The sequence below is a fragment of the Rhizobacter sp. genome (assembly GCA_019635355.1).
In the GTDB taxonomy this organism is placed as follows: Bacteria; Pseudomonadota; Gammaproteobacteria; order Burkholderiales; family Burkholderiaceae_C; genus Rhizobacter.
On the sequence record JAHBZQ010000001.1, the window covers coordinates 2226036 to 2238618 of the forward strand.

Below are 12583 nucleotides of genomic sequence, written 5' to 3' on the forward strand. Positions count from 1 at the left end.
TTTCGCGGGAGAACTCTCTCATGTTCGACGCTTTCTACATCGCCGCCACCGGCATGAACGCACAGCAACAGAATGTCGATGCCGTCGCGAACAACCTGGCCAACGTCAATACGGCGGGCTTCAAGAAATCGCGGGTCAGCTTCTTCGACCTCGTCGCCAAAGACGCCGACAGGGCGATGGGTGTCGGCGGCACCAACTCCGTTTCGCTGCTGGATGGCGCACCGCAAAAGGGCGTGGGCGTGGGCATTGCTGCCATCCACAAGCTCTTCGATGCGGGCGACATGAAAAAGACCGACTCTGCCTACGACCTCGCGATCGCTGGCGATGGCTTTCTTGAAGTGAGCCTGCCCGACGGTGGCCAGGCCTTCACCCGCGGCGGCACGCTGAAGGTCAATGGCGACGGCTTGCTTGCCACCCAATCCGGCCATGCGTTCAAACCTGGAATCAGCATCCCCGAAGGCGCGCAGAACCTTGTCATCTCGACCGATGGCCGTGTGACTGTGCAGATGACCGGCCAGTCCGCCCCGGTCGAAATCGGTCGGCTGCAGCTCGTGCGCTTCGCCAACGCCGCTTTGCTCAACGCTGACGGCGACAACCTCTATCGCGCCACCCCAGCCTCAGGCGAAGCCATTGCAGGGCGCGGCGGTGAAGAAGGCTTGGGCACGCTGCGCCAAGGCCATCTGGAAGGCTCCAACGTCAAGATGGTGGAAGAAATGGTGAACCTGATGGTCGCCCAGCGTGCATACGAAGCCAGCGTCAAGGTGGTCCAGGCTTCCGACGAGCTGCTCGGCATGGTCAACAACCTCCGCAGGTGATGAATCTCCTTGGCGCATTGGTGTGCGCGAGCCTTGGCATCGCAGCTGTGTTCAGCTTGCCCACAGCTGCAACGGCCGCTGCGCTGCAAGTCGACCTCAAGCCCCACGCTCGCGCATCAGCCGACGTGGTCAAGCTGGGTGAGGTGGCCCAGATCCGTTCGTCCGACACAGCCTTGGCGCAGTTGGTGGCCGATCTCACGCTGGGTTCGGCCCCGCTCGCCGGCGACTCGATGAATCTGAGCGGCAAGCGCGTGGCTTCGTGGCTGGCGCGCCAGGCAAGCCTGAAGGGCCATGCATGGTCCATGACCGGAGCTCCATCCGTGTCCATCGAACGAGCCAGCCAGACACTGGCCGGTGCGGAAATGGAGGCCGCTGCCCAGGAATTCATCGACCACTGGTTGCGTGGCCAAGCCGAGGAACACGAAGCCAAAGTGACGACCGCCGTTTCCGCCGCCAACATTCCAGCGGGCCAGTGGGTTTTGCAAGCCCGCGCATGGGCCGCCGATCTCCAGCCCAGCAGGCAAATGCGTGTGTGGCTCGACGTGGTCATTGCAGGCCGCACCGTGCGAGCGATCCCTGTTGATTTTCATGTGCGAGCCCACGGTCAGCGTTGGGTGTTGCGCCGAGATGTGGCACCGGGCCAAACGGTCACCGAGGCCGACGCGATGCTCGAGATGACAGACCTGACACGTCTGCAGGGCCCCACGCTGACGCGATCACCCGTCGGGGAGACGCTCAAGGCGCATGCCCGGGCGGGGCAGGTGCTGATGGCGCGGCAAGTCGAGGCCCGCCCTGCCGTCGAACGTGGAAGCGACGTCACCATGCACAGCAAAGCCGGCCTCATCTCTCTCACCACTACGGCACGAGCCTTGCAAAGCGGCCAGCCGGGCCAACGCATCCGAGTTCAACCCGCGGGCGCCCGAACCTGGGTCGAGGCCCAAGTCGTTAGCACCGCCTTGGTCGAGGTCACACCATGAACATCAGCACCCACATGAAACAACTGAGCGCCCCGCTGATCGCCGTGTGCCTGGCACTCGCCGCAACGGGCGCAGCGGCCCAAAGCCTGTACAGCGAAAGCAACTTTCGCCCATTGACGGCCGACAACAAGGCCTATCGAGTGGGCGACGTACTCACCGTGCAGATCGTAGAGAGCGCCGCGGCATCCGCCAATGCAGACACGGCCACGCGACGTAGCAATGACATCTCCGCGGGGTTGACCCGGGCCCATGTGGCACCCATTGGGGTGGGCATCGGCACCTCCGGCGAGTTCGACGGCGGCGGCAAGACCACGCGCACCGGCAAGCTGCTCGCCCAACTCACCGTGCAGGTGAAGCAGGTGCTGCCCAACGGCGACCTGCAGGTCGCGGGGGAGCAATTGCTTTTGATCAACGATGAGCAACAGCGCATCAACGTCGAAGGCCGTGTGCGGCCGCAAGACATCTCCGAAAACAACGTGGTGCTCTCCTCGCGCCTCGCCGCCGCACGCATCACCTACGTCGGCGACGGCGAGTTGGCGGACCGCCAGAAGCCGGCTTGGTGGCGACAACTGCTCGATTGGATCGGCCTGTGATGAAGACGCTGCTTCACGCCTCGGACAACGGCCTGCGCCTTTGGCTGGCATCTCTGTTCGTATGCTGCGGGGCCTTGGCCATTGGACCAACTGCTGCAGCCGCGACTTCCACACCAGACGCCATCCGCGTCAAGGATCTCGGCAAGATCCAGGGCTGGCGCGACAACGCCCTCGTCGGCTACGGCATCGTGACTGGCTTGGCCGGCACTGGCGACTCGCCCACCAACCGCACCACGCGGCAGGCATTGGCCAATGTCTTCTCGCAGTTCAACCTTACGGTGCCGGCCGATCAGGTGCAGAGCCGCAATGTGGCCGTCGTCATGGTCACCTCCAGCTTGCCGCCCTTCGCACGCGAAGGTGACTCCCTCGACATCACCATCACCTCGGCGGGCGATGCCCGCAGCCTCGTTGGCGGCGCGCTGATGCTCACGCCGTTGAAAGGCGCCAACGGCAAGGTCTACGCCCTCGCTCAGGGGCCGCTCACGGTGGGTGGCTACCGCTACGACGCCAACGGGAACGTGGTGCAGAAGAACCACCCCACTGTCGGCTCCATTCCCAACGGGGCCAACGTCGAGGTGGCAAGCCCCACGATGTCAGGTGATCGCAAATCGGTGACCTTCGTGCTCCAGGAGCCCGACTACACCACTGCCGCGAGAGTGGCTGCCGCCATCAACGGACAAGTGGGCTCGGGCTTGGCCGAACCGCGCGACGCCTCGGGCATCGAAGTGCAAATTCCCGAAGCCTTCCGCGACCGGCCGGTGAACTTCCTGGCGAAGCTTGAAAACGTGCTCGTCGAGCCCGACCGCCGGGCACGCGTGATCATCAACGAACGCACCGGCACCATCGTCTCCGGTGGCGATGTACGCATCTCAAAGGTCGCGGTATCGCACGGCGACCTGCGGGTCTCCATCGACGCGGAGACGACGGTATCGCAGCCCACCTTGCTGGTGCGTCCGGGCGGCAGCGTGCGCACGGCCGTCGTCACCAACAGCCGTGTAGACGTGAGCGAAAGCGCGGGCTCGGGGTACGTGATGGCCAACAACACCGTCGCCGACCTGGTGCAGTCGCTCAGTCGTCTGAAGACCAACACCCGCGACATCATTTCCATCCTGCGTGCCGTCAAAGCCGCAGGAGCACTGCATGCCGAACTGGTCGTGCAGTGATCCAGACACACGAACGAGAAGGAGCACCATGCAAAACGGAGTCGAGGCCCTGACCGGAACTTCACTGACGCTGGCCCTGGACGCCGCCACGATGCGACACCAGGTGCACGCGGCCAACATCGCCAACGCTGGCGTCGCAGGCTACAAGGCACAGCGTCTGAACTTCGAGGCGCAAGTCCACCAGGGCCTCCAATCCGCCCGGACTTTCGGGCAGGTCCAGGCTGGACCACAAGTCAGCGTGCGCATCGAGCCAGACCTCGGCGTCGACGGCCAACCGCATGCCGTTCAACTCGACGTCGAGGTGGCCGCGATGAGCCAGAACTCGGTGCACTACCAAACCCTGGTGCGCGCACTGAACCGGCAGCTGTCCATTCTTGCCAGCGCGGTAAGCGAAGGCAAGCGCTAGGAGACCACCCGTGAACTACCAGCAATCCTTTGCCATCAGCGCCGCCGGCATGGACGTCGAACGCATGCGGGTCGAAGTGGCGGCACTCAACCTGGCCAACGCCCACACCGTGGCCGCGCGCGAGAGCGAGACCTACAAGCCGCTTCACGTGGTGGCACGCGCCATGCCAGGCGTCGCCGTCGCGGCCGGTGGTCTCTTCACCTCGCTCGTGGACAACGCGCTGTCCGGCCCGGTCGCCACAGTGGAACCCAGCCTGCGCGCACCGCGCCGTGTCATGGAGCCTGGGCACCCCCAGGCCGACGCACAAGGCTTCGTGACCTACCCGGGTGTCGATCCGGCGACCGAGATGATGACGCTGATGAGTGCGACGCGCGCTTACGAAGCGAACGTCGCCGCCATGACCGCCGCGCGCACCATGACGCTGAAAGCGCTCGACATCGGAGGCGGCGCATGAGCATCGATTTCCTGCCCCCGCTGCAGCCGGTCAACGTCGATGCCCTGGCGTCTGCAGCCGCCAGCCAGACCGCACCTGCCATGCAGGCGCCGGGTGGCCCGAACTTCGGGCAGCTCGTTTCACAAGGGCTTCAAAGCGTCAATCAGCAGCTGCAGGCAAGTCAGGTCGATCTGCAGCGCCTGGCCTCCGGGGACGCGGAGAACCTGCACCACGTCATGCTGAAACTCGAAGAAAGCCGTCTGTCGTTCCAACTGATGCTGCAAGTGCGCAACCGGTTGCTCGAGTCCTATCAAGAAATCATGCGCATGCAGGTGTAGCGACCGAGTCGCTGCGTCCCGCAACACGTTCATCAGGTCATTTCGGAGCAAGTTGGTGATCAAGGAATTCTGGCAAACGCTCGGCAGTGCAGCCAAGGCTGGGCTCGTGGCAGGCATCGTTCTCATCGTTGGTGCCACCATTGCCATCGCGGTGTGGCTCGTGCGTACCGACTACGAGGTCTTGTTTTCCGGTTTGTCGCCGCAAGACGCCGCGGCCATGACCGCAGAGCTCGACCGCATGAAGCAGCCCTACCGGCTCGGGCCCGACGGGACAACCATCCTCGTCGACAAGAGCACGATGCACCAGACGCGGCTCAAGCTCATGAGCCGCGACATTCCGTTGCACGGCGCGGTCGGATTCGAACTATTCAACAACAACGACTTCGGCATGACCGAGTTTGCGCAGAAGGTCAATTTCCAGCGCGCGCTGCAAGGCGAGATCACGCGCACCATCCTGTCGATCTCGGAGGTTGAAACGGTCCGGGTGCACATCGCCTTTCCTGAAGAAGGCCTCTTCAAGCGCGAACAGTCCAAGGCCAAGGCATCGATCACGCTTGCACTCAAGCACGGGCAGTCGCTGCGGCCCGAGCAGGTGGCTGGCATCCAGCGCCTGGTGTCGGCCGCGGTGCCGGGCGTTGCTCCTCAAGACGTCACCATCGTCAACCAGCAAGGCGTGGCGCTCACCCGCGCCCCTGCCAGTAGCGATCTCCAGGCCGACGGCCCTGTGCAACTGGAACTCAAGAAGGAGATCGAGCAGCACCTGTCGCGCAAAGTCAGCCAGGTGCTCGACCGAACCTTCGGCAGCGGGAGCGCCCTGGCCAGCGTCGACGTCACCCTCGACATGAACCAGGTCCGGGTCACGACGGAAGAAGTGACCGGCCCGCCGAGCAAAGGCGGTGACGCCCGCACCGGTGTCATCGTGCGTGAACGCGAGACGGTCAAGGACGAATCTGCGGCGCTCCCGGGGCGCGAAAGCAACGCCGCCGGAGGCAGTACACACCGCGAGACTGACTATCAGGTGGGCCGGCGCGTGGAACAGGTGGTGTCTCAACCGGGCTCGATCCAGCAGATCCAGGTGGTTGCGGTGGTCAAGGCCCCGCTCGATGCTCATCAGCTCGAGCAGTTGAAGACGCTCATCGGCGGCGCCGTCGGCGCACAACGTGACCGGGGTGACATCGTGGTCGTGCAGTCCATGGATGCCTTGGGGACGGCCAAGCCCGAAGGCGGTGCCGCGCCTGTCACGAGCAACGCGCCTGACAACAAGCATCTTGCCAAGTCAGACAGCCAGCGACTCGAACCAGTGTCGACGCCACATGATCGTCTTCAGGTTGCCCTGGCGGGTCTGATGGCACTGGTCATCGCGCTGGGCGTTGCGATCCTGGTGTGGCAACGCCGCTCAAACCAGGCAACATCTTCGTCAACCGCTCCCGGACTGAGCCCCGAGCAGCGGCAGGCCGCGCTGCACCGGGTCCAGAGCTGGGTTGCAGGCAACCCGGCAACGCAAGGGCCCGAGCGATGAAACTCCTTGAAGCCACCTCGGCCGGCGCCGCGTCGTCGCCTGAGATGAGGCGTGCCGCCCTGCTGCTGCATTCCATGTCGGCAGCTGATCGCGCCTGGACTCTCGAGCAGTTGAGCACCGAAGACCGATCGCGTCTGGTGCCTTTGCTGTCAGAGCTGTCAGGCCTGGGCATCCCGGGTGATCCGGCGCTGGTCTCCGATGCCCTGAATGCCACGGCTGCGCCAGGCTCACCACACGAACAGCCACACAACACCACGGCCCAGGCACTTCTCCGCGAGCCTGATCGTTTGATCGTCACCCTGTTGCGCTGCGGCCCTTGGGCATGGCAGGCCTCGCTCTTCGCGGCACTCACACCGGCCCGACGCCGCTCGATCGAAGCTGCGCTTCGCACCGCCACGGAGGAAGCCGCACCCGCACCGGCGCTGCGCGATGCATTGATCGATGGCGTGCGCACGCGGTCGGCCCAGGCAACGAACGCGGCATCCACGGAATCCGCCCAGCCACCCTGGCAGCGAGCATGGCGACAGCTGGCAACCCGCTTTGCCGGCACACGCTGAGGCCACCATGAACGACACCACCCGGCCGCCACTGGTCTTGCGCAACGTGGATGCGCAAGCACCCTCCAAAATGCTCGCCCGTCCGTCTCGACCCGCGACCAACCCGCCTGCGAGCGCCTGGGGCCCTGCGCCCAAGCCACCGCAGCCCGTGGCCGTCGCGGCCGCCGAGACCCCGTTGGCAATGCAGGCCAGAGGTCGCCAGGAAGGGTACGAAGCCGGTGTACGCGAAGGGTTGAAGGAAGCCCAGCGCCAAGTCGGGGAGCAAATGGAGGCGCAGGTCGCAAAACTGCAGGCACAGGCCGAGGTGCAGGCGACCCAGTTGGCCCAGGAGCACAACCAGCGCATCGTGCGCCTCGACCAGTTGCTCGACGGCCTGGAAGCGGCGCTGAGCGCCCGCCTGGAGAATCTCGAAGCGCAGGCTGCGGTGCTTGCGTTCGAGGCCTTGTGCAAGTTGCTCGGTGACCAGGCGGCTCGCGCCGACACGCTGGCCGCACTCATCCAACAAGCTGCACGCCAGATCCGCAACGGCACGCTGCTGAGCATCAAGCTGCACCCGGCTGACATGGCCGTGTTGATCGGCCACGCTGAACGACCTGAGCTGGAGCAGCGGTATCCCGGCGTGCAATGGGAAGCGGATGCCAAGGCTGCTCGCGGCACCTGCACCCTGGTCACGGACCGCGGCACGCTCGATGCCGGCCTGTTCACACAGCTCGAGCGCTTGCGCGAGACCTGGTCCGAGGAAGCCAGCAAGTGACCACCGGTCTGCTCGAGCGGCTGCGCACCCGCACCGAACAGGCGGAACTGATCCGCCACACGGGCGTCGTGCGCCAACTCGCCGGCTTGGCCATCGAAGCCAAGGGGCCCGATGCCGTGCTGGGTGAGCTGTGCCACATCCACGTGCGTGGTCAATCGGAACCGGTGCTGGCCGAGGTGGTGGGGCTGCGCCCCGGGGTCACAACGCTGATGACGTACGGCACGCCACACGGGCTCGCGGTGGGTTGCGAGGTCGTCGCGACGGGCCGGACGGCCACCATCCCGGTTGGCCAGGCGCTGCTTGGCCGTGTCATCGACGGCATGGGCAGAGCCCTCGATGGCGGGCCGGACCCTGTCGGCACCGAACGCCGAGCATTGAAGTCCACACCTCGCAACCCGATGGACCGCCCACGCATCTCGCACGTGCTCGAGACCGGCGTGCGCAGCATCGACACCCTGCTCACCCTCGGCCAGGGGCAACGCGTCGGCATCTTCTCTGGCAGCGGTGTCGGCAAGAGCACCTTGCTTGGCATGGTGGCCAGGCACGTCCGTGCCGACGTCAACGTCATCGCGCTGATTGGCGAACGCAGCCGCGAAGTGCGCGAGTTCATCGACAAGCAGCTGGGCGATGAAGGCCTGGCGCGATCGGTCCTCGTCGTCGCCACGGCGGACCAACCGGCACTGGCGCGCATCCGTGCGGCCTACGCCGCCGTCACCATCGCTGAAAGCTTCCGTGACGAGCGCCTGCAAACACTGCTGACCATCGACTCCATCACCCGCCTGGCGATGGCTCGGCGCGAAGTGGGCCTCTCGGCCGGCGAACCGCCGACCGCACGCGGCTACACGCCTTCGGTCTTCTCCGAGTTGCCCGAACTATGCGAACGCTGCGGTACCGCGGCGTCTGGTGGATCGATCACGGCGTTGCTGACCGTGCTGGTCGAAGGAGATGACCTCAACGAGCCCATCGCCGACTGCATGCGCGCGACGCTCGATGGCCACATCGTGCTGTCACGCCGGCTCGCGAACCAGGGCCAATACCCCGCGATCGACATCCTCGCCAGCACCAGCCGACTGATGTCCGACCTGGCCAGCCCGCAAGCCCGCGCGCTCGCCATCAAGGCCAACCGTTGCCTGGAAACCTTGCAACGCAATCGGCAGCTCGTGGACATCGGCGCTTATGTCGCCGGCTCCAATCCGGCGCTCGACCAGGCCCTGACCGTCGAGAGCGAGCTGCTGGCCTTCCTGCGCCAAAGCGACAGCGGCATCGCACGAGATGCCGCCATCAGCGAGCTCGCACGCATCCTCCAGCAGGTGAGCACATGAGAGCTCTGCCCTTCGACTACGCGCTGGAGCCTTTGCTTCAGCAAGCCCGCTGGCAGCTCGAGGCGGCGCTGGCCGAACTCGCCGCCGGTGCCCGCAAGCTCGAAGTTCTCAAGGCGGCTGCCGACAGTCATCGGCAACATGTGGCGGCACTGCTCGGCTGGATGAAGCCATCGTCCGCGCAGAGCCTCGATCCCGTGATCGCTCGCAACCGAGTGGCCTACCTGGCGCAGGCCGCCCGAAAGACAGTGAACTTCGAACGCGAGCTTGCCCAGGCCGAAGAGGAAGTGCAAAGGCTGCAGAGCATTTGCCGCGAGAAGCAACTGAAGCTCGACGCCATCGAACGCCATCGTGGGGACGCCGAACAGGAGCACCGCCAGGCGCATGCGCGGAAAGAGGCCGGCCAGGCCGACGACGATTGGCTCGTGCGTGGGCACTGGGTCGCACGCCAACAAGGCCTCGCAGAGGCGCGAGAGGAGTCGACCACATGATCCCGCTGATCGGTCACGTTTCTGACACCTCGCCTGCCCAAGCCAAGCCGCGCACAGACGGTGGCCTCGACTCCAACAGCCATCGGTCCGCCTGGAAGCGCGAGATGGAGCGCGCGCAAAGCGAAGCGTGGTTCAAAGCCAAGGCAACGGCGCCGCACGATCAACATCGCGCGTCAGCTGCTCGTCGTTCGGCGGCCACCCAGGCCCTGGGCGCTGCCGGGATAAGTGATTCCGCTGCCACCCATCGCAACGGCGACCCGGTCGCGTCCGTCGGTATCGCTGCCACAGAACCCTCGAACGCCCCACCCCGGCCACCGAGCCTGCCGGCACGGCTTCAAGTGCCCACAGCGTCAGAACGCAAGGCTCCTCTTGGCTCAGGCCAAGTCGCGGTGGCGATGCCATCGACGCCTGCGACGGGCTCAAGGCACGGCGCTCCAGATGCCGCTTGCAGCGGCGCCGAGACAGGCCGGGCAGCGGTCCCACTCTTTCCAGGTCAACGCAAGCCCGTGCGCATGCATGCGCAGTGGGACGGCAACGACGTCTCGTTGTGGCTGGGTCTGGATGCCGATCAGGCAACCGACGCTTCACGGCTCGTCGACACCTTGCGCGCCTTGCTTCAAGGCCAGGGGCTACGCCCCGTCAGCATCGTCTGCAACGGCCAGCTCGCCTGGCGGGCTGACGATGCGCCACACGCGCCAACCACCCGCAGCGGCGACGACCCCACCTCGCGCCGACTGAACGCCACCGAAACACAGTTCCACATCATCGCCACCAGGGAGCCCTGAATGCCCAGCCTCGGTTCGATCACCCCCGCAGCCACCACCAGCCTCGATGCCAATGGCATCGGCATGCAGGACTTCCTGAAGATTCTGCTCACGCAGCTGACCTACCAGGATCCGCTCAAGCCGATGGACAACCAGGAGTTCATGGCGCAGATGGCGCAGTTCTCCGCCCTCGGGCAAACGCAGCAGCTGAACGCGAAGATCGACGCGCTGCTGTCGACCCAGGCGTCCTTGCAGTCGGTAGGCCTGATCGGCCGCACGATCGACTTCAGTACCGAGAGCGGCACGCTCTCCGGCTCAGTCGTGTCGCTCTCACTCGCGGGCGACACCCCCTCGCTCACCGTGCGCACGACCAGCGGCACCACGCTGGCGGGCGTGAGCCTTTCGCAAATCCTCGCCGTTCGCTGAAGGAGCGCCCGATGATTGAATCGATCTACGTCGGCATGAGCGGCCTCATGGGTTATTCCCAAGGCCTGCGCGTCATCGCCAACAACACCGCCAACCTGAACACGCCAGGCTTCAAGGGCTCCGACCTGCAGTTCGCCGACATGTTCTATGCCAACAGCACGCTGTCCGGCAACGGATCGGGCTACAACCGCATGCAGCTGGGCTACGGGCTCAACACCTATTCCACCTCGATCAACTTCAAGCAAGGCGAGTTGCGGCAGACCGGCAACGATCTCGATGTGGCGGTCGACGGCCAAGGGCTCTTCATGCTGCGAGACAAGGACGATGGCGAACTTCGCTACTCGCGTGCAGGCCAGTTCGAGTTCAATGCCGATGGGCTGCTGGTCAACCGGGCCGACGGCGCGTTCGTCCTGGGCTTCGACGCCAGCAACACACAAGGCAGGATTTCCCTCGAGGGTCTGCGCACCAACGCTCCACGAGCCACCTCGGAAGTCAGCTTCTCCGGGAATCTCTCGAGCACCGAGACCACCCGCACCATCTCCAACATCAGCGTGATCGACAGCATCGGTGGCCAACACACACTGAGCATGACTTTCACCCGCAATGCGGCGCCAGCACAGACCACCTGGACGGTCGCCATCAACGAAGGCACGACGTCGGTTGGCACCGGGAGCATCGAGTTCATCAACGGCCAGCCCACCACGGCGACGGAGCGTCTGAACGTCACCTATACGCCTGTCGGCCTGGCGTCACAGCCGCTCAGTTTCGACTTCAGCGGGGAAGTCACGTCGTTCGCTTCAGGCACAACCTCGACGCTGGCTGCCGCACGGCAAGACGGCATCGTGGCCGGCGCACTGACCAAGGTGAGCTTCGACGACAAAGGCGCGCTCGTGGTGACGTACAACAACGGCCAGACCGCCACCGGCGCGCGCCTGGCACTGTCTCGGTTCGACTCGCCGGACGCCATCGAGCCCGGCGGTGACAACCAGTTCCGTCCTACCAACAGCAATGCCTGGCATGTCGGCACTGCGGGCGCCGACGGCTTTGGCAGCGTCAAGGCCGGGACGATCGAGATCTCCAACGTGGACCTGTCACAGGAGTTCAGCGATCTCGTCATCATGCAGCGCGGCTATCAGGCCTCGTCGCAAGTCATCTCCACGGCCAACGACATGCTGCAAGAACTCTTCTCAATGAAAGGCGGAAGGTGAAGACGGTTGATCTGCGGCCATCCGCCGAAGCGCGCCCTTTGCATTGGTGGAGCGACAAGACGCTCGCGCCGCTGCGCACCGGTGTGAGCAACGCCTGCAGCGAGTGGTCGGCGCGCTGGGGAGTTTCCCTTGCGTGCATGGATCTCATCAACGCGTGTGAGCGGCCCGACGTTGCAGCCTCCTGGCAGAGGCCGGGCGAGCAAGAGGTGTGGCTGGGCATCATCACCGGCACTCTGGCCGGGCTTCTTCACGAGGAGCTTTTCCACACCACGGTGCGACCACAAACGCTGGCCGAATCAGTCGCATCGCGAGCGGCTGACGACCTGGCCGCCGCGCTTTCTGCACTCTTCGATGCCACCGGCAGTTCGTTGCCAGAACCGGCCGGTCGAGACCTCAAGCCGTGGTCAGGCGCGGTACGCGCCAAGCTCGCCCTCGGGGCTCGAGCAAGCACCTGCTGGCTGCACGCATCGCCTCAGGCCATGTCGGCGCATTTGCGCAAAGCCACGGCCACCGGTTCACGCAAAGCCTTCCCGAGCAGCAGACTCACACCCGTCCTGCGCGCGATTGCCCACGAATCCCTTTCCTTCAAGGTGGAGCTCGCCCCCGCAGAGCTGCGGCTGGGAGAACTGCAGTCATTGCAGGTGGGCGATGTGCTCACCCTGCCACATGGCCTGGAAACACCCCTCTCCGTGAGGCCAAGCGACAGCGATCTCGACGCATCGCCAATCGGCCTGGCCTATCTCGGCGCCCGGCACGGCTGCCGGGCCATCGAGCTGCTGCGCACCGACAACGACCTTGCCTGACCTGACCCTCCGAGCTT

At 65.2% G+C, this 12583-nt stretch carries 15 protein-coding genes; all 15 read left to right on the top strand.

Going from position 1 to position 12583, the window contains the following annotated elements; all coding sequences use genetic code 11:
* The first annotated feature begins 20 nt into the window (after positions 1-20).
* On the top strand, positions 21-815 hold the full coding sequence (gene flgG / locus KF892_09940; GenBank protein ID MBX3625321.1) for a flagellar basal-body rod protein FlgG: 795 nt from the start codon (positions 21-23) through the stop codon (positions 813-815).
* Positions 815-1792: a flagellar basal body P-ring formation protein FlgA gene (gene flgA / locus KF892_09945; protein ID MBX3625322.1), complete on the top strand. Its 978-nt coding sequence runs from the start codon at positions 815-817 to the stop codon at positions 1790-1792. Before flgG ends, flgA begins: the two co-directional genes overlap by 1 nt.
* The gene (locus KF892_09950; protein ID MBX3625323.1) at positions 1789-2385 is read left to right on the top strand and encodes a flagellar basal body L-ring protein FlgH; all 597 of its coding nucleotides are present in this window, start codon (positions 1789-1791) and stop codon (positions 2383-2385) included. The genes flgA and KF892_09950 overlap by 4 nt, the downstream gene beginning before the upstream one ends.
* Positions 2385-3548: a flagellar basal body P-ring protein FlgI gene (locus KF892_09955; GenBank protein MBX3625324.1), complete on the top strand. Its 1164-nt coding sequence runs from the start codon at positions 2385-2387 to the stop codon at positions 3546-3548. Before KF892_09950 ends, KF892_09955 begins: the two co-directional genes overlap by 1 nt.
* A gap of 28 nt (positions 3549-3576) precedes the next feature.
* Positions 3577-3954, top strand: coding sequence for a flagellar basal body protein (locus KF892_09960; GenBank protein ID MBX3625325.1), 378 nt, complete (start codon positions 3577-3579; stop codon positions 3952-3954).
* A 10-nt stretch (positions 3955-3964) separates the two neighbouring features.
* Positions 3965-4408, top strand: coding sequence for a flagellar basal body rod protein FlgC (gene flgC / locus KF892_09965; GenBank protein MBX3625326.1), 444 nt, complete (start codon positions 3965-3967; stop codon positions 4406-4408).
* On the top strand, positions 4405-4725 hold the full coding sequence (fliE, locus tag KF892_09970) for a flagellar hook-basal body complex protein FliE (protein MBX3625327.1): 321 nt from the start codon (positions 4405-4407) through the stop codon (positions 4723-4725). Before flgC ends, fliE begins: the two co-directional genes overlap by 4 nt.
* A 55-nt stretch (positions 4726-4780) precedes the next feature.
* Entirely contained in the window at positions 4781-6244 is a 1464-nt protein-coding gene (gene fliF / locus KF892_09975; protein ID MBX3625328.1) for a flagellar M-ring protein FliF, read from the top strand.
* The gene (locus tag KF892_09980; protein MBX3625329.1) at positions 6241-6801 is read left to right on the top strand and encodes a hypothetical protein; all 561 of its coding nucleotides are present in this window, start codon (positions 6241-6243) and stop codon (positions 6799-6801) included. The genes fliF and KF892_09980 overlap by 4 nt, the downstream gene beginning before the upstream one ends.
* Before the next feature lie 624 nt (positions 6802-7425).
* The gene (locus tag KF892_09985) at positions 7426-8877 is read left to right on the top strand and encodes a FliI/YscN family ATPase (protein MBX3625330.1); all 1452 of its coding nucleotides are present in this window, start codon (positions 7426-7428) and stop codon (positions 8875-8877) included.
* Positions 8874-9365: a hypothetical protein gene (locus KF892_09990; GenBank protein MBX3625331.1), complete on the top strand. Its 492-nt coding sequence runs from the start codon at positions 8874-8876 to the stop codon at positions 9363-9365. Before KF892_09985 ends, KF892_09990 begins: the two co-directional genes overlap by 4 nt.
* Positions 9362-10150: a hypothetical protein gene (locus tag KF892_09995; protein ID MBX3625332.1), complete on the top strand. Its 789-nt coding sequence runs from the start codon at positions 9362-9364 to the stop codon at positions 10148-10150. Before KF892_09990 ends, KF892_09995 begins: the two co-directional genes overlap by 4 nt.
* The gene (locus tag KF892_10000) at positions 10151-10555 is read left to right on the top strand and encodes a flagellar hook capping protein (GenBank protein MBX3625333.1); all 405 of its coding nucleotides are present in this window, start codon (positions 10151-10153) and stop codon (positions 10553-10555) included.
* 11 nt (positions 10556-10566) lie between these two features.
* Complete coding sequence (gene flgF, locus KF892_10005; protein MBX3625334.1) at positions 10567-11763, top strand: flagellar basal-body rod protein FlgF; 1197 nt, start codon at positions 10567-10569, stop codon at positions 11761-11763.
* Entirely contained in the window at positions 11760-12566 is an 807-nt protein-coding gene (locus KF892_10010) for a FliM/FliN family flagellar motor switch protein (GenBank protein ID MBX3625335.1), read from the top strand. The genes flgF and KF892_10010 overlap by 4 nt, the downstream gene beginning before the upstream one ends.
* The last annotated feature ends 17 nt before the right edge of the window (positions 12567-12583 follow it).

Coding starts and splice junctions, on each gene's coding strand:
- flgG (MBX3625321.1), top strand. CDS start 21: ATGTTCGACGCTTTCTACATCGCCGCCACCGGCATGAACGCACAGCAA.
- flgA (MBX3625322.1), top strand. CDS start 815: ATGAATCTCCTTGGCGCATTGGTGTGCGCGAGCCTTGGCATCGCAGCT.
- KF892_09950 (MBX3625323.1), top strand. CDS start 1,789: ATGAACATCAGCACCCACATGAAACAACTGAGCGCCCCGCTGATCGCC.
- KF892_09955 (MBX3625324.1), top strand. CDS start 2,385: ATGAAGACGCTGCTTCACGCCTCGGACAACGGCCTGCGCCTTTGGCTG.
- KF892_09960 (MBX3625325.1), top strand. CDS start 3,577: ATGCAAAACGGAGTCGAGGCCCTGACCGGAACTTCACTGACGCTGGCC.
- fliE (MBX3625327.1), top strand. CDS start 4,405: ATGAGCATCGATTTCCTGCCCCCGCTGCAGCCGGTCAACGTCGATGCC.
- KF892_09980 (MBX3625329.1), top strand. CDS start 6,241: ATGAAACTCCTTGAAGCCACCTCGGCCGGCGCCGCGTCGTCGCCTGAG.
- KF892_09985 (MBX3625330.1), top strand. CDS start 7,426: ATGGGAAGCGGATGCCAAGGCTGCTCGCGGCACCTGCACCCTGGTCAC.
- KF892_09990 (MBX3625331.1), top strand. CDS start 8,874: ATGAGAGCTCTGCCCTTCGACTACGCGCTGGAGCCTTTGCTTCAGCAA.
- KF892_09995 (MBX3625332.1), top strand. CDS start 9,362: ATGATCCCGCTGATCGGTCACGTTTCTGACACCTCGCCTGCCCAAGCC.
- KF892_10000 (MBX3625333.1), top strand. CDS start 10,151: ATGCCCAGCCTCGGTTCGATCACCCCCGCAGCCACCACCAGCCTCGAT.
- flgF (MBX3625334.1), top strand. CDS start 10,567: ATGATTGAATCGATCTACGTCGGCATGAGCGGCCTCATGGGTTATTCC.